Source organism: Streptomyces sp. NPDC059452, from assembly GCF_042750035.1.
Taxonomy (GTDB): domain Bacteria; phylum Actinomycetota; class Actinomycetes; order Streptomycetales; family Streptomycetaceae; genus Streptomyces.
On sequence record NZ_JBHYVE010000024.1, the window covers coordinates 1 to 20,338 of the forward strand.

Annotated in this window: 18 protein-coding genes and 1 pseudogene; 12 read left to right on the forward strand and 7 right to left on the reverse strand. The window is 72.4% G+C overall.

Going from position 1 to position 20,338, the window contains the following annotated elements; translation table 11 throughout:
- Positions 1 to 90: 90 nt before the first annotated feature.
- Both ACFW9Z_RS27360 and ACFW9Z_RS27365 read right to left on the reverse strand, forming a co-directional pair.
- Positions 91 to 993, reverse strand: a complete 903-nt coding sequence (locus ACFW9Z_RS27360; RefSeq protein WP_384645228.1) for a PucR family transcriptional regulator — start codon at positions 991 to 993, stop codon at positions 91 to 93.
- 289 nt (positions 994 to 1,282) lie between these two features.
- Positions 1,283 to 1,585, reverse strand: a pseudogene (locus ACFW9Z_RS27365) (PucR family transcriptional regulator ligand-binding domain-containing protein); the annotation flags it as partial.
- A 211-nt stretch (positions 1,586 to 1,796) separates the two neighbouring features.
- Here ACFW9Z_RS27365 and ACFW9Z_RS27370 point away from each other — a divergent pair.
- From ACFW9Z_RS27370 to ACFW9Z_RS27390, 5 genes are all read left to right on the forward strand, one after another.
- A complete protein-coding gene (locus ACFW9Z_RS27370) occupies positions 1,797 to 2,621 on the forward strand; it encodes an FAD binding domain-containing protein (protein ID WP_384645229.1) in 825 nt (274 codons plus the stop codon).
- Positions 2,618 to 5,575 (forward strand): molybdopterin-dependent oxidoreductase, encoded by a 2,958-nt coding sequence (locus tag ACFW9Z_RS27375; protein WP_384645230.1) that lies wholly within the window; start codon positions 2,618 to 2,620, stop codon positions 5,573 to 5,575. The genes ACFW9Z_RS27370 and ACFW9Z_RS27375 overlap by 4 nt, the downstream gene beginning before the upstream one ends.
- A gap of 230 nt (positions 5,576 to 5,805) precedes the next feature.
- On the forward strand, positions 5,806 to 6,855 hold the full coding sequence (locus ACFW9Z_RS27380) for an iron-siderophore ABC transporter substrate-binding protein (protein ID WP_384645329.1): 1,050 nt from the start codon (positions 5,806 to 5,808) through the stop codon (positions 6,853 to 6,855).
- 50 nt (positions 6,856 to 6,905) lie between these two features.
- Positions 6,906 to 7,952: a FecCD family ABC transporter permease gene (locus ACFW9Z_RS27385; protein ID WP_384645231.1), complete on the forward strand. Its 1,047-nt coding sequence runs from the start codon at positions 6,906 to 6,908 to the stop codon at positions 7,950 to 7,952.
- Positions 7,949 to 9,028 (forward strand): FecCD family ABC transporter permease, encoded by a 1,080-nt coding sequence (locus tag ACFW9Z_RS27390; protein WP_384645232.1) that lies wholly within the window; start codon positions 7,949 to 7,951, stop codon positions 9,026 to 9,028. The genes ACFW9Z_RS27385 and ACFW9Z_RS27390 overlap by 4 nt, the downstream gene beginning before the upstream one ends.
- Here ACFW9Z_RS27390 and ACFW9Z_RS27395 read toward each other — a convergent pair.
- From ACFW9Z_RS27395 to ACFW9Z_RS27410, 4 genes are all read right to left on the reverse strand, one after another.
- Positions 9,025 to 9,828, reverse strand: a complete 804-nt coding sequence (locus ACFW9Z_RS27395; protein ID WP_384645233.1) for an alpha/beta fold hydrolase — start codon at positions 9,826 to 9,828, stop codon at positions 9,025 to 9,027. The genes ACFW9Z_RS27390 and ACFW9Z_RS27395 overlap by 4 nt on opposite strands.
- Complete coding sequence (locus ACFW9Z_RS27400; RefSeq protein ID WP_384645234.1) at positions 9,825 to 10,508, reverse strand: TetR/AcrR family transcriptional regulator; 684 nt, start codon at positions 10,506 to 10,508, stop codon at positions 9,825 to 9,827. The genes ACFW9Z_RS27395 and ACFW9Z_RS27400 overlap by 4 nt, the downstream gene beginning before the upstream one ends.
- 89 nt (positions 10,509 to 10,597) lie before the next feature.
- Positions 10,598 to 12,376, reverse strand: a complete 1,779-nt coding sequence (locus ACFW9Z_RS27405; RefSeq protein WP_384645235.1) for an ABC transporter ATP-binding protein — start codon at positions 12,374 to 12,376, stop codon at positions 10,598 to 10,600.
- On the reverse strand, positions 12,373 to 14,199 hold the full coding sequence (locus ACFW9Z_RS27410) for an ABC transporter ATP-binding protein (protein WP_384645236.1): 1,827 nt from the start codon (positions 14,197 to 14,199) through the stop codon (positions 12,373 to 12,375). Before ACFW9Z_RS27410 ends, ACFW9Z_RS27405 begins: the two co-directional genes overlap by 4 nt.
- A 218-nt stretch (positions 14,200 to 14,417) precedes the next feature.
- Here ACFW9Z_RS27410 and ACFW9Z_RS27415 point away from each other — a divergent pair, with 218 nt between their 5' ends.
- A complete protein-coding gene (locus ACFW9Z_RS27415) occupies positions 14,418 to 14,969 on the forward strand; it encodes a hypothetical protein (RefSeq protein ID WP_384645237.1) in 552 nt (183 codons plus the stop codon).
- 28 nt (positions 14,970 to 14,997) lie between these two features.
- Here the strand turns inward: ACFW9Z_RS27415 and ACFW9Z_RS27420 are convergent, their stop codons facing one another.
- Positions 14,998 to 15,654 (reverse strand): DedA family protein, encoded by a 657-nt coding sequence (locus tag ACFW9Z_RS27420; protein ID WP_384645238.1) that lies wholly within the window; start codon positions 15,652 to 15,654, stop codon positions 14,998 to 15,000.
- Between the two features lie 189 nt (positions 15,655 to 15,843).
- On the opposite strand from ACFW9Z_RS27420, the gene ACFW9Z_RS27425 reads away from it, so the two are divergent.
- The 6 genes from ACFW9Z_RS27425 (at position 15,844) to mmuM (ending at position 20,319) form a co-directional block, all read left to right on the forward strand.
- The gene (locus ACFW9Z_RS27425; RefSeq protein ID WP_384645239.1) at positions 15,844 to 16,641 is read left to right on the forward strand and encodes a DeoR/GlpR family DNA-binding transcription regulator; all 798 of its coding nucleotides are present in this window, start codon (positions 15,844 to 15,846) and stop codon (positions 16,639 to 16,641) included.
- Positions 16,642 to 16,783: 142 nt separating this feature from the next.
- Entirely contained in the window at positions 16,784 to 17,188 is a 405-nt protein-coding gene (locus tag ACFW9Z_RS27430; RefSeq protein ID WP_384645240.1) for a cell division protein SepF, read from the forward strand.
- Between the two features lie 153 nt (positions 17,189 to 17,341).
- Positions 17,342 to 17,701 (forward strand): nucleotide pyrophosphohydrolase, encoded by a 360-nt coding sequence (locus ACFW9Z_RS27435; protein WP_384645241.1) that lies wholly within the window; start codon positions 17,342 to 17,344, stop codon positions 17,699 to 17,701.
- Positions 17,702 to 17,825: 124 nt separating this feature from the next.
- Positions 17,826 to 18,326, forward strand: coding sequence for a DUF6099 family protein (locus tag ACFW9Z_RS27440; RefSeq protein WP_384645242.1), 501 nt, complete (start codon positions 17,826 to 17,828; stop codon positions 18,324 to 18,326).
- A gap of 55 nt (positions 18,327 to 18,381) precedes the next feature.
- A complete protein-coding gene (locus ACFW9Z_RS27445) occupies positions 18,382 to 19,305 on the forward strand; it encodes an LLM class F420-dependent oxidoreductase (RefSeq protein WP_384645243.1) in 924 nt (307 codons plus the stop codon).
- A gap of 96 nt (positions 19,306 to 19,401) precedes the next feature.
- Positions 19,402 to 20,319 carry a homocysteine S-methyltransferase gene (gene mmuM, locus ACFW9Z_RS27450; protein WP_384645244.1) on the forward strand — a complete coding sequence of 306 codons (918 nt, stop codon included), beginning with the start codon at positions 19,402 to 19,404 and terminating at the stop codon, positions 20,317 to 20,319.
- The last annotated feature ends 19 nt before the right edge of the window (positions 20,320 to 20,338 follow it).

Consider the following 20,338-nt stretch of genomic DNA (forward strand, 5'->3'; position numbering starts at 1 on the left):
GCTACGAGACCATTCCGGCGCCTTGCGATCGCACGCACCATGCGCCGCGCGGCCGCCCTTCGGGCGACGACGGCAGTTTGACGACAGGCCCTAGCGGCAGAGCAGCGCCGCCTTCAGGTCCAGCTTGTGGTCGAGGCGGGCCAGGTCGCGGCCGGTGGGCATCTCGACGCGCTGGATGCGGTAGTGCACGGTGTTGACGTGCAGATGCAGGGCCTCGGCCGTCCGCGCCCAGGAGCCGTTGTGCCTGAGGAAGGTGTCGAGGGTCTCCAGAAGCATGCGGTGGGAGGGGTTCGTGGTGTCGGCGAGCGGGCCGAGCGCGTGGATGCCGAAGGCCGTCCGTACGTCGTCGGGGATGCCCGCGAGCAGGGCGTCCAGGGTGGTGAGCTCCTCGATCGCGGTGAGGTTCGCACGCCCTGACCTTCCGGCGGCCGTCCGTGCGTAACGGGCCTGCACCAGCGCGCCGTTGAGCCCGTCCGGGGTGGTGGCCGGAGCGCTGATGCCGCCGTACGGGAGGGCGGCTTCGTCGCAGGCGTGCAGCGTGGGCCAGAGGTCCTTGAGGGCGGCGGCCACGCTGTCCGGGGAGCCGGGATCCGTGGCGATCACCGCCGCCGCCCCGCCCTCCACCAGGCGGGCCGTCGCGAACCGGTGGCCCGGCAGGTGCCGCAGCACCTCCTCCAGAGCCTCGGAATGCGCCTCGGGACCCGCCGCCTCGCCCTCCTCCCCCACCCGGACCGCGACCACCGTGTACGGGCCCCGGTCCGGGAGCCCGCAGGCGCGCAGGGCCGCCGGGAGCGGGGCGGGGCCGGAGCCCGGGGTGTCGACGAGGGCCAGGAGTGCGGCGGCCGGACCGCGTGCGGCGGCCTCGCGGCGCCGCACCCCCTGCCGGTACTGCGCGAACACCTCGGCTATCTCGTGCAGCATGCGCGGCGGGACGTCCACCGCCCCGGGCAGATGCAGAAACCACTGGCTGTACGGGGACGCGTCCGGCTCCACGCGCAGTGCGGCCTTCAGCCGGCCGGGCGGCCGGAGTGCGGGCGACGGTCCGGCCGGTGGCACTGAGCACGTAACAGGGCGGGGTCCCCAGATGACCGGTCGCACGGGTGAGCAGCGTGTCCGGGTCCGCGCCGTCCGCGAGGAGCCGGCTGAGCTCGTCCCGGACGTTCTCCGGCAGCGCGTAGGAGGCGGCGGGCCGCCTGCTGAGGTCCCCCCACTGCCGCAGGTACACGGTGTCGGTGATGGCCCGGAACGAGGTGTGCACCGGCACCGAGAGCAGCGCGATGCCATGGCGGCGGCACGCGTCCACCAGCACCTCCGGCACCGTCCCGTGCGTCTCCTCGCCCGCCAGCAGCGCCGCCGCCCCGGCCTCGCGCAGGGCCGCGACGAACCGGTCCGCCGTCGCCTCCTCGTCCGCCGCGCTCCACCACACCAGCCCGCTGAGCGCGATCTCGCCGCGCTGGAGGAACCGCCCCGGGTCCTCCAGATCGGTCGCGGTGACCCCGCTGATCTCCCGGGCCAGGAGCGGCGGGCCGCCCCAGAGCAGGGTCAGGTCCAGGGACTCCAGCCGGAGGAGGTCTTCGACGTGCATGGGCGGTCTCCTAGGCCCTTCAGGGGCTGCCGGGCACCATGCCCGTCATCTCGCATTCACCAGGCCAATGCGAGTTACTGCATCGTAAATGCCAGGCCAGAGGGAGAAAACACCTCTTGGTTGATCCTCCAGTGTTACGGCTTGGGCCTGGTGTATTTCCGTACGGTGAACCAGTCGTGCGGGCCCCCTCCCGGGCGCTTCACTGTGCGCCATGGACCTCAACACGGTGCTCGAAGTGCGGGACGCCCGCGCCCGCGCTCCCTGGCAGCCGGGCGATGCCTGGCTCGGCGGGGGCACCTACCTCTTCTCCGAACCACAGCCGCACCTGCGTCGGCTGGTGGACCTGAGCCGGATGGGCTGGGAGCCGGTGCGGAAGCTGCCGGACGGATCGGTGGAGACCGCGGCCACCTGCACGATCGCGCAGCTCTCCCGGTTCGGGAAAGCCTGCGATGTGCGGGCGGCCCCGCTCGTCGAGCAGTGCTGCCGGGCCTTCCTCGCCTCGTTCAAGATCTGGAACATGGCGACCGTCGGCGGCAACCTCTGCAACGCCCTGCCCGCCGGGCCGATGATCTCGCTCACCGCCGCGCTGGACGGCACCTGTCTGCTCCGCGCCCAGGACGGCTCGCTGCGCCGGGTGAAGGTGGCGGACTTCGTCCTCGGCGCGGGCCGAAAAGACCTGGGCGAGGGGGAGTTGCTGCGCTCGGTCACCCTGCCCGCCCGCGCCCTCGCCTCCCGTACGGCGTTCCGGCAGGCGTCCCTGTACGGGCTCGGGCGCTCGGGGGTCCTGGTCATCGGGGCCCTGGATCCGGTGGACGGTTCGCTGGCCGTGACGGTGAGCGCGGCGACGGTCCGGCCCTTCCGCTTCTGGTTCCCGCTGCCGCCGGACCGGGACGCGCTGCACGCCGCCATCGACTCCGCGGTCGGCGCCGACGACTGGTTCGACGACATCCACGGACTGCCCGTGTGGCGGCGGCACATGGCCCTCCGCCTCGCGGAGGAGATCCGCCGTGAACTGACCTCGGGGGAGACGGTATGAGCTACGGGATCCACATCAACGGCCGGCCCTTCGAGGACGAGCCGCGCGCCGGTCAGTGCCTGCGCACCTACCTCCGCGAGCGCGGCTGGTTCGGCGTCAAGAAGGGCTGTGACGCGGGGGATTGCGGAGCGTGCACCGTGCACGTCGACGGGGAGCCGGTGCACAGCTGCCTCTACCCCGCCGTACGGGCCGAGGGGCGCCGCGTCACCACGGTGGAGGGCTTGGCCGGCGAGGACGGTGAACTCCACCCCGTACAGCGGCAGTTCCTCGAAGCGCAGGGATTCCAGTGCGGCTTCTGCACCGCCGGATACCTGATGACGACGGCCACCCTGGACGAGGAGCAACTGGCCGACCTGCCCAGGGCGTTCAAGGGCAACATCTGCCGCTGCACCGGCTACCGGGCCATCGAGGACGCGGTGCGCGGCGTACGGCACACCGAGGAGCCGGACGCCGGGCGGGCCGTCGGCCGGAACCTGGGCGCCCCGGCCGGGCCGCAGGTGGTGACCGGCACCGCGCGCTACACCTTCGACATCGACGTCCCCGGCCTCCTCCATATGAAGCTCCTGCGCTCCCCGCACCCGCACGCCCGCATCCTCGCCATCGACACGGCCGCCGCCCTGCGCGTCCCCGGCGTCCACCTGGTCCTCACCCACCGCGACGCCCCGGAACGGCTCTACTCCACCGCCCGCCACGAGCACCCGACCGAGGACCCCGATGACACCCGGCTGCTCGACGACACCGTCCGCTACATCGGCCAGCGCGTCGCCGCCGTGGTCGCGGAGAGCGAGGCGGCGGCCGAGGAGGGGTGCCGCCGCATCGAGGTGACGTACGAGCAACTCCCGTACGTCACCGACCCGGAGGAGGCGATGGCCCCCGGCGCTCCGGTCATCCACGACAAGGGTCCCGAGTCGCGCATCGCCCGCCCCGAGAACAACGTGGTCGGTGAAGTCCACGGCGAGATCGGCTCGGTGGAGGAGGGGTTCGCGGAGGCCGACGTCGTGTACGAGGAGACCTTCCGCACCCAACGGGTCCAGCACGCAAGCCTGGAGACGCACGGCGCGGTCGCCTGGTACGAGAGCGGGGAGGACGGCGGGGAACGGCTCACCGTGCGCTCCAGCACCCAGACCCCCTTTCTCACCCGGCGGGCCCTGTGCGCCCTGTTCGGGCTGGAGTTGAAGCAGGTACGGGTGTTGGCGGGCCGGGTCGGCGGCGGCTTCGGCGGAAAGCAGGAGATGATCGTCGAGGACATCGTGGCGCTCGCCGTGATGCGGCTGCGGCGCCCGGTGAAGCTGGAGTACACCCGCGCCGAGCAGTTCTACGGGGCGACCACCCGCCACCCCTTCACCATCGGGGTCCGGGCGGGCGCCCGGTCGGACGGCACGCTGACCGCGCTCCAGGTGCGGGTGGTGGCGAACACCGGGGCGTACGGCAACCACGGCCCGGCCGTCATGTTCCACAGCGTCGGCGAGTCCATGGCCGTCTACCGCGCCCCGCACAAGAAGGTGAACGCCTTCTCCGTCTACACCAACTCCGTCCCGGCGGGCGCCTTCCGGGGCTACGGCCTGGGCCAGGTCGTCTTCGCGGTCGAATCGGTGATGGACGAACTGGCCCGGCGCACGGGCGTCGACCCTTTGGTCTTCCGGGAGTTGAACATCATCGGCCCCGGCGAGCACATGATCAGCCCCGGCGGCGAGGAGGAGGACCTGGAGATCGCCAGTTACGGTCTCGACCAGTGCCTCCAGGTCGTACGGGAGGCGATCGAGGAGTACGGGGACGCAGGCGGCGACGACGTGCCGGAGGGGTGGCTCGTCGGCCAGGGCACCGGTATGTCGATGATCGCCACCGGCCCGCCCGGCGGCCATTTCGCCGACGCCACGGTGAAGTTGCTCCAGGACGGCACGTACGACATCGCCGTCGGCACCGCCGAGTTCGGCAACGGCACCACGACCGTCCACAAGCAGATCACCGCCGGAGCTCTCTCCACCACCGTCGACCGGATCGCGATCCGGCAGTCGGACACCGATGTGGTCCGGCACGACACGGGCGCCTTCGCCTCGGCCGGGACGGTGGTGGCGGGCAAGGCGGTGATGCGGGCCGCCGACGAACTCGCCGTACAGATACTGGACTTCGCGGCACAGCACCTGGGGTCGGCACCGGGGGAGTGCCGACTGACGGCGGACGCGGTGGAGTGCGCCGGGCGCGAAGGGGCTGTGCGTGAAGGGGCTGTGCGTGAAGGGGCTGTGCGTGAAGGGGCTGTGCGTGAAGGGGCCGTGCGTGAAGGTGCCGGACGCGAGGGAGCCGTACGCGTGGTCAGTCTCAAGGAGCTGTACCAGGCGGCCCGTTCGGCCGGGCGGGAGCTGTCGGCGGACGGGCACTGGGGCGGTTCGCCGCGTTCGGTGGCGTTCAACGCCCAGTGGTTCCGGCTCGCGGTGGACCCGGGCACGGGCGAGATCCGCATCCTGCGCAGCGTGCACGCCGCCGACGCGGGCAAGGTGATGAACCCGATGCAGTGCCGGGGCCAGGTCGAGGGCGGGGTGGCGCAGGCGCTCGGGGCCACGCTCTTCGAGAACGTACGGCTGGACGAGCGCGGCGAGGTGACCACGGCCGCGTTCCGCCGCTACCGGCTGCCGCAGTACGCCGATGTGCCGCGCACCGAGGTGCACTTCATGGAGACCTCGGACGCGATCGGCCCGCTGGGCGCCAAGTCGATGAGCGAGAGCCCGTTCAACCCGGTCGCCCCGGCCTTCGCCAACGCGCTGCGCGATGCCACGGGGATCAGGTTCACCGAACTGCCGCTCACCCGCGACCGGGTGTGGCTGGCGCTGCACGAGGCGGGCGGGGACCGGCCGCTTCCGGCGCCGCACCGGAGGGAGGGCGGGGCGGCGGCGGTCCGGCCGGGGGCCACGCCCCCGGGAGGTCCGGCGTCGCGAAGCGCGGCGGAAGATCGGGGGTGAGCAGTGTTCGCGCCTGGGTCATGGGTCCCACCTGCTGTGCGACGAGAGTCCGGACGGGCTCTCACCAGTGATTCGGAGCCGCACGGCGGGAGGATTGGCCGGACAGGGCGCTGAGAGGGCCCGGCGGGCGGGGCTCCGAGGGGGCCCGCCCCACCCCTGTTGCAGGCATCCCTGTGCGTTAGCTTAGGCTTGCCTAACTCTCACTCGCTCGTCCAACCATGAGGAACACCATGCTCGGCTTCACCCGCGTGCGTCGTCACACCCTTGCCGCTTCGGCCACCGCCGTCGCCCTCGCCGTCGTCCTGACCGGCTGCTCCTCGGACGGCGACAGCGGCAAAGACTCGGCGAAGGACGCGGGCAAGAGCGACGGCGCCTTCCCCGTCTCGATCAAGAGCTCGCTCGGCACCGCCAAGATCGAGGAGAAGCCGAAGCGCATCGTCACCCTCGGCCAGGGTTCCGCCGAGACCGCGATAGCCCTCGGCCAGACCCCGGTCGGCATCGAGAGCTACCCGTGGGGCAGCGACAAGTCCGGCTACCTCCCGTGGATCAACGAAGCCGTGAAGAAGTCCGGCGACAAGCTGCCCAAGCAGTTCACGGGCGGCGAGGAGATCGACTTCGAGGCCATCACCGAGCTGGAGCCGGATGTCATCCTGGCCCCCTGGTCGGGCATCACGCAGAAGCAGTACGACGTCCTCAAGGACATCGCCCCCACGGTCGCCTACCCGGACCAGGCATGGAGCACCGACTGGGACCAGCAGATCGACATCATCGGCAAGGCGCTGGGCCGGACCAAGGACACCGACGCCCTCAAGACGGACATCGAGAAGCAGCTCGGTGACGCCGCGGCCACCCGGCCGAACTACAAGGACGTCACCTTCTCCTACGTCTACAACACCGGCCCCGGCAGCCTCGGCGTCTTCAAGCCCGAGGAGCAGCGCGTCAAGATGGTCTCCTCGCTCGGCCTGACGGTCGACCCGGTCGTCAACACCTTCAAGGAGACCCCCGGCACCGACTCCGCGCTCATCGGCCTGGAGAACGCCGAGAAGCTCAAGGACAGCGACCTGATCTTCACGTTCTACACGGACGCGAAGAACCGCAAGGAGATCGAGGGCCAGAAGCTGTACGGCGCGATCCCCGCGATCAAGAAGGGCGCCGTCGTCGCGAGCAACGACAACTCCTTCGTCACCGCCTCCTCGATCATCAACCCGCTGACCGTGCCGTGGACGATCGAGCGCTACCTGCCGATCATCGACGAGGCCGTCGAGAAGGCCGGCAAGTAACCCCAGCCGGGTATCCGAACCGCCGAGGTCATCAGACACACTTCACTCCCATGGCAACCACCACGGTCGCACCGCCGAGCGGCGCCGGTACCTCCCGTACCGGCGCCGCTCGGACGGCGTTCCTCCTGCTCGCAGCGGTCGCCGCGCTGGCGGTCGCGCTCTGCGCGAGCGTCATGTTCGGCAGCCGCCCCACCTCGTTCGGCGATGTTCTCGGTGTACTCGGCCTCTTCGGCGGAACCGCCGACGAGAACGTCACCACCATCATCGAGAGCCGCTACCCCCGCACCGTCCTCGGTGTCCTCGCCGGACTCTGCCTCGCCGTCGCGGGCACCCTCATGCAGGGCGTCTCCCGCAACCCGCTGGCCGAACCCGGCCTCCTCGGCATCAACGCGGGCGCCTCCGCGAGCATCGTCGCCGCGACCGCCTGGCTCGGCGCCTCCGGGGCCACCGACACCATGTGGTGGGCGCTGCCCGGAGCGCTGATCGCCGGAGTGCTCGTCCATGTCATCGGCTCCGCCGGTACGGGGACGAGCGTGGTGCGCCTGGTGCTCGCCGGGGCCGTGCTCACCGCCGTACTGATGGCGTTCATCCAGGCGGTGACGCTCAGCAAGCCGCAGGTCTTCGACAGCTACCGCTACTGGGTCGTGGGGGCGCTCGGCGGCCGGGACTTCGACGTGTTCTGGTCCGTGCTGCCCTTCGCCGCCGTGGGCTTCCTCCTCGCTCTGGCCCTCGGCCCCGGCCTCAACGCCCTGGCCCTCGGCGACGCGACCGCCGTCGCCCTCGGCTCCAACCCGGCCCGCACCCGGGGCGGCGGGCTGCTCGCCGCCACCCTGCTCAGCGCCGCCGCGACCGCCGCCGTCGGCCCGATCGCCTTCGTCGGCCTCGCCGTGCCCCATGTCGTACGGGCCCTGGTCGGCGTCGACTTCCGGGTCCAGATCCTCTTCTCGGCGCTGCTGGGCCCCACCCTGCTGCTCCTCGCGGACGTGGTGGGCCGGACCGTCATGCGCCCCACCGAACTCATGGTCGGCGTCGTCACCGCCTTCATCGGCGCACCCGCGCTGCTCATCGCCGTACGCAGGATGCGGGGCACCACATGACCGTCACCACCGAACCCACCGCCCCCGTCCGCAAGCCGGTCAAGGCCCCCCGGGGCTACCTGGTCGTCGGCCGCACCGTGGCGGTACCGATGCGCCGCGCCTCCGTCCTCGCGGGCGCCGGGCTCTTCGTCCTCCTCCTGGCCGCCGCCGTGGCCACCCTCACCTGGGGGCGCCTCGGCCTCGACCTCGCCGACCTGCCCGCAGCCCTCCTCGGGGACGCCCAGGGCAAGGACCGCTTCGTCTTCAACCGGCTGCGGGGCCCCCGCCTCACCGTCGCCATCGGGGTCGGCGCCGCGCTCGGCCTCTCCGGCGCGCTGTTCCAGTCCGTCACCCGCAACCCGCTCGGCAGCCCCGACGTCATCGGCCTCTCCGCCGGGGCCGGTGCGGGCGCCGCGATCTGCGCGCTGATGTTCCCCGACACCATCCCCGTCGCCCTCGGCGCGCTCATCGGCGCGGTCGCCGCGATGGCCCTCGTCCACGTCTCCACCGGCACCGGCTTCCGCAACCCCGCCCGGCTCGTCATCGCCGGTATCGGGGTCGCCGCGATGGGCGCCGCCGTCACCCAGTACGTCGTCTACGCCCTGGAACGCGACAAGGCCTCCGTCCTCACCGCCTACGTCAACGGCAGCCTCACCGCCCGCTCCTGGACCGACGCCACCACCATCTGGCTGGTCCTGCTCGCCGCCGCCCCGCTGACGGCGCTGATCTCCCGGCGCCTCGGCATCGGCGAGATGGGCGACGACATCTCCGAAGGGCTCGGCGCCGAACCGAGGAAGGCCAAGACCCTCGCCGTCATCCTCGCCGTCGCCCTCTCGGCCGCCGCCGTCAGCGTCTCCGGACCCATCGCCTTCATCGCCCTGACGGCCCCGCAGATCGCCAAGCGCCTCACCCGTGGATCGGGGCCCCAGCTGCTGCTCTCCGGCCTCACGGGCGGGTTGCTGCTGGTCGCCGCCGACCTCTGCGCCCAGCAGCTGCCGCTCTTCGAGGACCTTCCGGTGGGGATCTACACCATGGCGATCGGCGGCGCGTACCTCGGCTATCTGCTGATACGGGAGTGGCGCCGGGGCGTGCTCTAAAGGCCCGCTTCCCTCAGCTCCGCGAACAGCTGACGCAAGGTCTCCTCGCTCGGGAGGTGGTCCGGCGCGGCCTGCTCCGTCAGCCGGGCCGCCGGGAGGAGCGCGGCGGTCGCCTCCGCCGCCGGGAACGGGACCTCCTCGTCCCCCGGTGCGTGCCACAGCCGTACGGGCTGCGCCACCTCGCCCGGCACGAACCCCCACGGGCGGGTCTGGAGCCGCACCTCCCGGGCCGGACCCCGCCAGCCGTGGGCGGCCAGTCCCGGCAGCGAGGCGAGGACCCAGGGCGAGTCGGCGAACACCTCCGCCATCCGCTGTGCCGCCCCCGCGAACCGCGCGACCACCTCGTCCTCGGGGGCCTCGCGGTAGAACGTCCAGACGGGCTCGGCCTCCTCGGGGTAGCGGTGGCGGACCGCGTCGTCGGGGACGTACGGCAGCCCGCTGAGGACCCACACCCGCCGCACCCGCTCCGGCAGGGCGGCCGCGAGGGCGTACGCGTACGGCGCCCCCGCCGAGAGGCCCAGCACGTCGAACGCGTCCACCCCGCACGCCTCCAGCACCGGCAGCAGGTGCGCGGTCCAGTCGCCCACGGCGGTCATCGGGGCCGGGTCGGAGGCGCCGTACCCGGGGCGCTCCACCGCGATCAGCCGGACGCCCGCGTCCCGGGCCAGGGTGTCCCAGACGGCGGGCAGCCCGGCGTCCCCGAGCAACCCGTGGTGCATCACCACCGGATGGCCGTGCGGATCGCCGTACTCCGCGAGGCCGCGGGCTATGGAGTCGAAGGTCAGGACCGTACGGTTCACGCGTTCTCCTCAGGTGGTTGCGCGGGGTCTACAGGGGGTCGCGCGGCAACTACAGGCGGTTGCGCGGTAACTACAGGGGTGATCCGGGTGGCCAGGCCGTCCAGGAAGATCGCGAGCTTGTCGTCGAACCAGCCGCGCCCGTGCCAGGTCTCCTCGGCGGCGAACTCGGCCTCGAACGGATGGGCCCCGGCCGGGGCGTCCGCCCAGGCGTCCCGGTACTGCTCCCGGGCCGTGCGCGGGGTGCCCGCCGCGTCCGGCACCGTACGGTCCAGGCCCCGCATCGCCACTGCCGAGGACAGCACCAGGTCCCCGACGAAGTCCACGGCGACCGCCGCGTCCCGGGTGGAGAGCCCCGCCTCGACCAGCGCCACGCCGTACCCGCCCAGCCGGTCGACCATCACGGGCGGCGCGGCCGGGGTGGTGAGCAGCACCTCAGCCAGCCCCGGGAACGCGTCGCAGGCCGCCCACACCGCGTCGGCGAACGCGGTCAGCAGCTCGCGCCAGGGCAGGTCCGCCGGGGGCCAGCCGGTGCGCACCGCGGCCCGTTCGACCGCGGCGCGCACCAGATCGTCCCGACTGTCGACATAGCGATAGAGCGTCGAGTGGCTGACCCCCAGCCGGGCCGCGACCCCCGGCATGCTGAACACCGCCACGCCCTCGGCGAGCGCCGCTTCGGCCACCGCTTCCCGGGTCAGCGAAGGGGCCCGCCCAGGACGCCTGCCGGGCCTGCCGCCCGTACGGTCTCCGGGCCCTGGGCCGGGGGTCTGTTTCATGAGGTGCCGCTGCCGGTGGTGTCAGCAGTGGTCGCCGTCGCGATCCGCCAGCCCAGCGCGCGGTGGCGCTCGTTCCAGAAGCGGGCATAGTGCCCGTCGAGGGCCATCAGCTCCTGATGGGTCCCCCGCTCCGCCACACGCCCTTCGTCCAGGACGACGATCTGATCGGCACCGGTCACGGTGGACAGCCTATGGGCGACGACCAGCAGGGTGCTCGTCGCCCTCAGCGCGTCCATCGACCGCTGGACGTACGCCTCGTTCTCCGGGTCCAGCGCGGCGGTCGCCTCGTCGAGCAGCACGATCGGCGCGCCCTTCAGCAGCGCCCGCGCGATGGAGACACGCTGCCGCTCCCCGCCCGAGAGCGAGGCCCCCGCCTCCCCGACCCGGGTCTCCCAGCCGTCGGGCAGCCGTTCCACGATCTCGTCGACCCCGGCGAGCCGGGCGGCCTCCAGCACCTCCTGCTCGTCCGCGTCCGGCCTGCCGACGCGGATGTTGCCGATCAGGGTGTCGTCGAAGAGGTAGACGTCCTGGAAGACCAGGGAGAGCTGCTCCATCAGCGCGGCCGTGGACTGGTCGCGTACATCGACGCCACCGACCCGTACCGTCCCCGCGTCCACGTCGAAGAACCGGGCGATGAGCCGGGTCAGCGTGGTCTTGCCCGAACCGGACGCCCCCACCAGGGCCGTCACCGTACGCGGGGCGACCGTGAACGAGACACCGTCCAGGACCACGCCGCCGGACCCTCCACGGCCCGGGTAGCCGAACCGCACCCCGTCCACCTCCACCGCGCCCGGGACCGCGACCGGCGCCGACCGCTCCGGCTCCGGCAGCGGCGGCTCCTCCAGCACCGCCCGCACCCGGCCCATGTCGTTGCGGGTCGTCCGCACCACCGCCGCGAGCTCCCCGACCTCCGCCAGCGGTCCGGCGAACCGGGCCACCAGTGCCAGCAGCGCCACCAGTTCGACCGGGTCCACCGCACCGCGCAGCGCCAGCGACGCCCCGACACCGATCAGCGCCGAGAAGCACAGCTGCACCGCGAACCCGCCGAGCAGCATTCCCGGCACCGACATCCACACCTGCTTCCGGGAAGCCGCCCGCTGTCTCTCCAGCGCGGCCTCCAGCGGCGCGTAGCCGTCCGTGGTCCGGCCGAAGGCGCGCAGCACCGGCTGGTTGCGGGCGAACTCCAGCACCCGGCCGGAGGCCTCCACACCGGCCGCGTCGTCGATCTCGTCCATCCGGTTCAGCAGCCGTACGGAGACCCGGGCGGCGAACACGATCAGCGGCGAGCACACCAGGGCCGCGAGCCCCAGACGCCAGTCCAGGAAGAGCATCACGACGACCACCGTGGCCGGGGTCACCACCCCGGTGACCAGCGGTTGCAGCAGATGGGCGCAGCTCCCGGCGATCGACATCACCGACTTGGTGCCCATCCGGGTCAGCCGCCCCACCGTCGTCCCGTCGAACCATCCCAGCGGCAGGGCCGCCACACGGTCGCCCAGCCGGTGGTGGAGCGTGGTGAGGATGACGAGCGCCACCCCGAAGCCCAGCATCGCCTGCACGTAGTGCAGGCCCAGCGTGACGAGGACCGCCCCCGCCAGCCACCCGGTCCAGCGGGCCGCGCCCCCGGTGTCGCCGGTCAGGAGGTCGCCGAGGATCGGCACCAGGAAGGCGACGGAGAGCCCCTGGGCCACCGCGTAGGCGAAGAGGGCGGCGAGATAGCGGAAGAGGACAGCGCGGTGGGCGCCCCCCAGGATTGCGGTGAGGTCGCGGATCATACGACTGCCCTTTCGTGCGTGGCCCACATCCGGGCGTAGAGGCCGTCCTCGGCGAGGAGTTCGGGGTGGCGGCCGCGCTCGACGATCCGGCCGTCGCGCAGTACGGCGATCTGGTCGGCCTCGACGATGGTCGGGAGCCGGTGCGCGATCACCAGAACGGTCCGGTCCCGGACCAGCCGGGCGATGGCGTCCTGGATGGCCGCCTCCGACTCGGGGTCCGCGAAGGCCGTCGCCTCGTCCAGGACGAGGACCGGGGCGTCGGCGAGCAGGGCGCGCGCGATGGAGATCCGCTGCGCCTCACCGCCGGACAGGACGGCGTCCTCGCCCACGACGGAGTCGTAACCGCGCGGCAGCGCCTCGATCCGCCGGTCGATCTGCGCGGCGCGGGCGGCCTCGCGGACCTCCTCCTCGCTCGCGTCGGGCCGGGCGAGACGGATGTTGTCGCGGACGCTGGTGCGCAGCAGCTGGACGTCCTGGAGGACGAAGCCGATGTGCCGGTAGAGCCGTTCGGACGCGATCTCGCGCACATCGGCGCCGCCGATCGTGATACGCCCGCCGGTCACGTCGTGGAACCGGGTCACCAGCGAGGCCAGCGTCGACTTCCCGGAGCCGGAGGGCCCGACCAGCGCGGTGACGGTCCCGGGGGTGAGACGGAGGCCGACCCCCTTGAGGACGTCGGTACTCCCGTCGTAACTGAATGACACGTCCTCCAGCACCACTTCGTGCCCTTCGGGGACACGCGGATGGACCGCCTCGGGCAGCACGGGCGTCTCCAGGACGGCGGCGATCCGCTGCGCCGCCGCCGTGGCCTCGCGCCGGGCCTGGGCCCCGAAGCCGAGCGTGGCGAGCACGCTGGGGATGACGAGCGCGACCATGGAGGCGGTGAGCACGTCGACGGGGGAGACCCAGCCCGCGTGCACGAACCACACCCCGCCCGCGAGGTTCACCAGCAGCACCACCGGCGGCGAGACCGCCATCGAGGAGTACGCCTCCAGCTTCAGCATCGGCCGCACCCACCCGCTGTAGTGCTCGCCGAACCGCGTCGCCGCCTCCCGGTAGCCCGCGTGCGCCTCGCCCGCCCGGCCGAAGGTCTTCACCACCCCGATGCCCGCGACGAACTCCACGATGGCCTTGTTGATCGCGGCGATCCCCGCGTTGAGCCGGCTCATCTGCGGACCGAAGTCCTTCATCATGTACGCGTACGCCCCCGCGTAGACCGGCAGCGTGGCCAGGGCCAGCAGGGCGAGCCGCCAGTCCAGCCAGAAGAGATAGCCGAGCCCCACGACGGGCACGGTGAGCGCCGCCGTGGTCTCCACCGCGCTGTGGGCGACCAGATAGTGCAGGTCGTGGACGTCGTTCTGGGCCGCCTTGCGGACGGTGGCCGAGGAGTTGGCGGTGAACCAGCCGAGCGGCGCGCGCCCCAGCCGCTCCACGATGCGGCGGCGCAGGGACGCCTGGAGCGCCACGTCCGCGAAGTGGGTCACCGCGAGGGCGACCCCGCCGAACAGCGCCCGTACGGAGAGCCCGAACACCGCGATCAGCACGGCCGCACGCACCGCGTCCGGGTCGGTGGGGCCGGGAGCGAGCAGCGCCTTGGCCAGCTCCGCGATGGCGATGTACGGGACGACGGTGGCCGCCGCGCCGACGATCTGGAGCCCCATGGCGAGACGGGTGCGGGCCCGGACCGGCGCGAGCATCGCGGCGAGCGCGGCCCGCCCCCGCGCCTGTTCCTGCTTCTCCTTCTTCCTGTCCGGTTCCGGCTGTTCCTCTTCGCTGTCCGGCTCCGGTCCCGGCTCCCGCTGCGGACCGTCATCGTGTTCCATGCGCACGCGCCTCCTCCAGGCATGCCGCTGCACAGCCCCATCGCAGACAGGCTGTCTTGATTAGGTGAGCCTAGCCTTACTTTGCTGTGTGTGGGCAGAGCTTTTTCCCGTTCAAAAGAAGGGAGTTCGGTCGCGGGGCGCGAAGGGGAGGCCCGGAACGCGGTGCCGGAGACGGTGACGACTGGTCACGTACAGGTTCGTCGACCATACTGCCCGCCGTGGAGCAGAGCATAGATTCGAACAAGAAGCCCGAGTTCGCCGCAGGCATCGACCCGGCGTTCATCCCCCTTCCCGGCCTGACGGCAGCCGCCGGGCCCCGGAAGACCGAACCGGAATCGGAGGCAGGCCCGGAGACGGACCCGGAGACGGATCCGGAGCTCGACGCGGCGCCCGAAGCGGCGGGTGCGGAGGCTGCCGATGCCGACGCCCCGGCCGACGCGGAAGCCGACGAAGACGCCGAAGCGGAAGCGGAAGCGAAGGAAGCCGGGGAGGGGCCGGTCTTCGAGGTCAGCGACCGTCGCGGCTCGATCCGGGTGGCCGGGGAAGGCGTCACGTTCCGGCTGGACGACCAGGAGGCCGAGTTCGGCTGGGACGAGATCGGGGCGGTGGAGATGACCCCGGCCCGCTTCGGCCGCCGGTTCACCGTGACCGTGCACCTGCCGGGCCCGCGCTGGTTCAACGCCGAGGTCGAGGCGGAGAGCCGGGCACAGCTCAAGGAGTGGCCGGCCGAGCTGGACGCCGTCCTGGACGCCTACTTCGAGGAGTCCTGAGCGCCCGCCCCCGGCTCCCGGCGTCGCCTCACTCGCGGCGCCGGGAGCCGTCGCGGCCCCGGACGCGCATCACCACGTAACAGGTCAGTGCCAGCACGGCCAGCCCGAGCACGACCTTGGACATGATGCCGATGTACGTCCCCACGACGTCCCAGCGGTCGCCGAGCCAGTAACCGGCCAGCACCAGCACCGTGTTCCACACCAGGCTGCCCGCCGCCGTCAGCCCGACGAACAGCGGCAGCGGCATGCGCTCCACACCCGCGGGTACGGAGATCAGGCTCCGGAAGACCGGCACCATACGGCCCAGCAGGACCGCCTTGGTGCCGTGCCGGAGGAACCACTCCTCCGTACGCACCAGGTCCGAGGGCTTGACCAGCGGAATCCTGGCCCACAGGGCGTGCATCCGCTCCCGGCCGAACACGGCCCCGAGCCCGTACAGCGCCACCGCTCCGACGACCGAGCCCAGCGTCGTCCAGAACAGGGCGGAGGCCAGGCTGAGCACGCCCTGCGACGCGGCGAACCCGGTCAGCGGGAGGATGATCTCGCTGGGCAGCGGCGGGAACAGGTTCTCCAGAGCGATGGCCAGGCCCGCGCCGGGACCCCCGAACGCCTCGACCAGGTCGGTGGCCCAGCCCGCGATGCCGCCCTGCGGTTCCCCGGCGGCGGCTGACGGTGCGAGGTGCATGGGGGGTCTCCGGCGGTGAGGTTCGGGTGCGCGGAGGGAGGGCAGGCCGCGTCCTGCCTGTCCATGATCCCTCAGCCCCGCCGGGCACCACCGGCCGGGCTCCTGTGCGAGGCTTGCCGCGGTCCGGCCACCGGCGACCGCGTTCCCGGGAAGCGTGGCGTCCGGCACCGGAGGGCTGAGGAGACGCACGTGGCCAGGGACGCCCGGTGGGACGCGCTGCTGGAGCTGGTCGGCAAGCACGGCCGGGTGGAGGTCGAGGAGGCGGCGGCGGCGCTCGCCGTGTCGTCCGCGACCATCCGCCGCGACCTCGACCAGCTCGCCGAACAGCACCTGCTCACCCGCACCAGGGGCGGGGCCGTCGCGCACGGGGTCTCCTACGAGCTGGCGCTGCGCTACAAGACCGGCCGCCACGCCCCCCAGAAGCAGGCGATCGGCCGCGCGGTCTCCGGACTCGTGGCCGTCGGCGAGGTCGTCGGTCTGACCGGCGGTACGACGGTGACGGAGGTGGCCCGTGCCCTGGCGGTACGTCCCGACATCGTCGGCGAGACGGCGGTGGCGGGCGGGGCTCCGACGCTCACCGTGGTGACCAACGCGCTCAACATCGCGAGCGAGCTGGCGATCCGGCCGCAGATCAAGATGGTCGTCACGGGCGGGGTGGCCAGGCCCCAGTCGTACGAGCTGACGGGTCCGCTGGCCGTCGGCGTGATGAACGAGATCACGCTCGACGTGGCCGTCCTCGGGGTGAACGCCATCGACATCGAACGCGGCGCCCACGTCCACCACGAGGGCGAGGCCAGCGTCAACCGGCTGCTCGCGGAGCGGGCGCAGCGGGTGGTGGTCGCGGCCGACTCCTCGAAGATCGGCAGGCGGGCCTTCGCCCGGGTCTGCGACCTCGGAATGGTCGACGTGCTGGTCACCGACGCACAGATCACGTCCGAGGCGAGGGACCGGTTCGGTGAGGCGGGGGTGCAGGTCATCACGGTGTGAGGGTCCGTCACGGTGTGAGCGACCCGATCCGGCCCTTCGCCGTGTCGTTGGTACGCCGAACGGGTGAGGGACGAGAGGATTGCCCGATGAACAGTGAGCGCAGCCGGCGCGAATTCGACCGGCTTGACGACGGGGTGGCCCTGTGAGCAGGTACGACAGGTACGACAGATATGACGCCACCGACGAACAGTGGGAGGGGCTCGCCCAGGTCGTACCCCTGCGCGGGCGCGACGAGTGGCCGTCCCGGATCGACCACCGCACGGTCCCGGACGAGCGGGTGGCCGAACAGCGGCGCCTGGTCGTGCTGCGGGTGCAGGTCTTCGCGGACGCCCGCGAGGTCGCGGAGTACCTGGTCGCCCAGGTGCCGGTGCTGCTCGACCTGACGGCGGCGGAGACCGATGTGGCCAAGCGGATCCTGGACTTCAGCAGCGGTGTGGTGTTCGGGCTCGGCAGCGGCATGCACCGCGTCGACCGGAACGTCTTCCTGCTGGCGCCGGAGGGCATGGAGGTCGAGGGGGTCACCCCTGCGGGCCTCACCCAGGCGTAGGAACCCGGTGCCACCTCGCCTTTCCGGACGCCCTTCGGGGCGTCCGGGGCGGCGGTGTCCGGGGGCGGTCCGGGGGCTGTCCAGGGCGGTCTGCGGGCGGTCTGCGGGCGGTGTCCGAGGGCGATGTCCGAGGGCGGTGGTAGACCTGGGGCCGTGACAGAACTCGATGTGGCAGAACTCCAGCGGCGGCTGGCCGCGTTCGCGGCGGCGCGGGACTGGGGGCAGTACCACACCCCGAAGAACCTGGCGGCAGCCCTCAGCGTCGAAGCCTCCGAACTGGTGGAGATCTTCCAGTGGCTGACGCCCGAGCAGTCCGCGCGGATCATGGACGAACCCGAAGCGGCCCACCGCGTCGCCGACGAGGTCGCCGACGTCCTCGCCTATCTCCTCCAGTTCTGCGAGGTGCTGGGCATCGACCCGCTGCAGGCGCTGGCGGCCAAGATGGACCGGAATGAACGGCGCTTCCCCGCGCCGAACCCCCCGGAACCCCAGGATCGTCACTCTTCGGAGTGATCGAGTTATCCACAATCGACTTGGTGTCCACAGATTTCCGATTTCCTCTGGCCTGGCGGTGCCATTTACCTCACTGTGGGTAATGAATGAGGTGACCGGGTTTTCGTACGGACGGGGGAACGGCATGGAAGCGGAGCGACTCATCGAGACGGGGCGGCGGGCCCTGGCGGAGAGCCGGGGTGCGCTGGACGTGATGGCGGAGGCCTGGCAGGCGCAGGCCCTCGCGCGGACGGTCGGCAGCCGGCTGGCGCTGTACGGCCCGATGGAGTTACGGGGTGAGGCGCGGGCCCTGGGGGAGATCGGCGGCGGCTGCTCGGCCCCGGACCACCCGGCGGTCCTCTCCCGGGGCACGCGGGCGGCCCAGCTCTCCGGGATCACCGATGTGCGGGCGGCCCTGACGGGGCTCGCGCTGCTGCTCGGCGAGGCCGGGATCGCGCTCGTCTCGGTGGCCTGCGACACGGGGGAGGACGGTCTCTACTGGCAGTGCATCGAGGCGATGGACGCCGCCGACGAGTCGCTGGACCGGGTCCACGGGCTGCTGAGACGGCTGGCCGAGCGGGAGAGGGAGCGGGACGGCCCCTACGGCGGGATACGCGGCCCCGCCGCGTCGGCGACGGGGCTCTGAGGGAAGGACCCGCTGCTGAGGGAAGACCCGCCGGTGAAGGGGCAGGATGGGGGGCATGGATCTTCGCATCTTCACCGAGCCCCAGCAAGGGGCCGACTACGACACCCTGCTCACCGTCGCCAAGGCCACCGAGGACCTCGGCTTCGACGCCTTCTACCGCTCGGACCACTACCTCCGCATGGGCTCAGGCGACGGTCTGCCCGGACCGACCGACGCCTGGATCACGCTGGCCGGCCTCGCCCGCGAGACCAAGCGGATCCGGCTCGGCACGCTGATGACGGCAGGCACGTTCCGGCTGCCGGGTGTGCTCGCCATTCAGGTCGCCCAGGTCGACCGGATGTCCGGTGGCCGGGTCGAACTGGGGCTGGGCGCGGGCTGGTTCGAGGAGGAGCACAAGGCCTACGGCATCCCGTTCCCGAAGGAGAAGTTCGGCCGGCTGGAGGAGCAGCTGGCCATCGTCACCGGCCTGTGGGCGACCGAGGTCGGCAAGACCTTCAGCTACGACGGCACGTACTACCAGCTCACCGACTCACCCGCGCTGCCGAAGCCCGCCCAGGCCAAGGTGCCCGTCCTGATCGGCGGTCACGGCGCGACCCGTACCCCGCGCCTGGCCGCTCAGTACGCGGACGAGTTCAACATCCCCTTCGCCTCGCTGGAGGACAGCGAGAAGCAGTTCGGCCGGGTCCGGGCGGCGGCCAAGGCGTTCGGCCGGGATCCGGACGAGCTGGTGTACTCCAACGCCCTGGTCGTCTGCACGGGCAAGGACGACGCGGAGGTGGCCCGGCGGGCGGCGGCCATCGGCCGGGACGTGGAGGAGCTGAAGGCCAACGGGCTGGCCGGCTCGCCCGCCGAGGTCGTCGACAAGATCGGCCGGTACGCGGCGATCGGCTCGTCCCGGATCTACCTCCAGGTCCTGGACCTGGGGGACCTGGACCACCTGGAGCTGATCTCCTCGCAGATCCAGTCCCAGCTGACCTGAGCTGAGCTGAGCCGACCTGCCCTGCCCTGTTCTGATCCGACCTGCCAGGTTTCCCGCTGAGTTCTTCATCGGGAGACGGACGAGAAGGAGGTGGCCGTGAGCTCCGGCCGTACGCTCGCCGACGCGTTGGCGGAAGGGCCCGTTCTGCTGGACGGCGGTCTCTCCAACCAGTTGGAGGCCCAGGGGTGCGATCTCTCCGACGAGCTCTGGTCGGCCCGGCTGCTGGCCGACGCCCCGGAACAGATCGAGGCCGCCCACCTGGCGTATCTGAGGGCCGGAGCGCAGGTCCTCATCACGGCCAGCTATCAGGCCACCTTCGAGGGGTTCGCCCGCCACGGGATCGGCCCCGACCGGACCGGGGCGCTGCTCGCCCGCAGCGTGGAGCTGGCCCGGCGGGCCTCCGACGCGGCCCGCCGGGCCGGTCCCGGGCGGGAGGTCTGGGTCGCCGCGTCGGTCGGCCCGTACGGGGCGATGCTCGCGGACGGCAGCGAGTACCGGGGGCGGTACGGGCTCACCGTCCGGGAGCTGGAGCGCTTCCACCGCCCCCGGGTGGCCGCGCTCGCCGGGGCGGGGCCCGATGTGCTGGCGCTGGAGACGGTGCCGGACATCGACGAGGCCGAGGCGATGGTGCGGGTGGCCGAGGGGACCGGGCTCCCGTTCTGGCTCTCGTACAGCGTGGCGGGCGGGCAGACCCGGGCCGGGCAGCCGTTGGAGGAGGCGTTCGCGGTGGCGGCCGGGCGGGAGCGGGTGGTGGCCGTCGGGGTCAACTGCTGCGACCCGGCCGAGGCGGAGGAGGCGGTGCGGGTGGCGGTGGCGGTCACCGGCAAGCCTGCGGTGGTCTACCCGAACAGCGGGGAGGGCTGGGACGCCGGAGGCAGGGGGTGGACCGGGCGGAGCACCTTCGACCCGGGAAGGGTGCGGGGGTGGACGGGGGCCGGGGCGCGGCTCGTCGGCGGCTGCTGCCGGGTGGGACCGGACCGGATCGAGGAGCTGGCAGCGCTGCTGGAGCGCTGAAATTGCCTGGTGGGAGGCG

Bases quoted from the DNA above. Each gene is read 5' to 3' on its own strand.
- ACFW9Z_RS27370 (WP_384645229.1), top strand. From the start codon at position 1,797: ATGGACCTCAACACGGTGCTCGAAGTGCGGGACGCCCGCGCCCGCGCT.
- ACFW9Z_RS27375 (WP_384645230.1), top strand. From the start codon at position 2,618: ATGAGCTACGGGATCCACATCAACGGCCGGCCCTTCGAGGACGAGCCG.
- ACFW9Z_RS27380 (WP_384645329.1), top strand. From the start codon at position 5,806: ATGCTCGGCTTCACCCGCGTGCGTCGTCACACCCTTGCCGCTTCGGCC.
- ACFW9Z_RS27385 (WP_384645231.1), top strand. From the start codon at position 6,906: ATGGCAACCACCACGGTCGCACCGCCGAGCGGCGCCGGTACCTCCCGT.
- ACFW9Z_RS27390 (WP_384645232.1), top strand. From the start codon at position 7,949: ATGACCGTCACCACCGAACCCACCGCCCCCGTCCGCAAGCCGGTCAAG.
- ACFW9Z_RS27405 (WP_384645235.1), bottom strand. From the start codon at position 12,376: ATGATCCGCGACCTCACCGCAATCCTGGGGGGCGCCCACCGCGCTGTC.
- ACFW9Z_RS27410 (WP_384645236.1), bottom strand. From the start codon at position 14,199: ATGGAACACGATGACGGTCCGCAGCGGGAGCCGGGACCGGAGCCGGAC.
- ACFW9Z_RS27420 (WP_384645238.1), bottom strand. From the start codon at position 15,654: ATGCACCTCGCACCGTCAGCCGCCGCCGGGGAACCGCAGGGCGGCATC.
- ACFW9Z_RS27440 (WP_384645242.1), top strand. From the start codon at position 17,826: ATGGAAGCGGAGCGACTCATCGAGACGGGGCGGCGGGCCCTGGCGGAG.
- ACFW9Z_RS27445 (WP_384645243.1), top strand. From the start codon at position 18,382: ATGGATCTTCGCATCTTCACCGAGCCCCAGCAAGGGGCCGACTACGAC.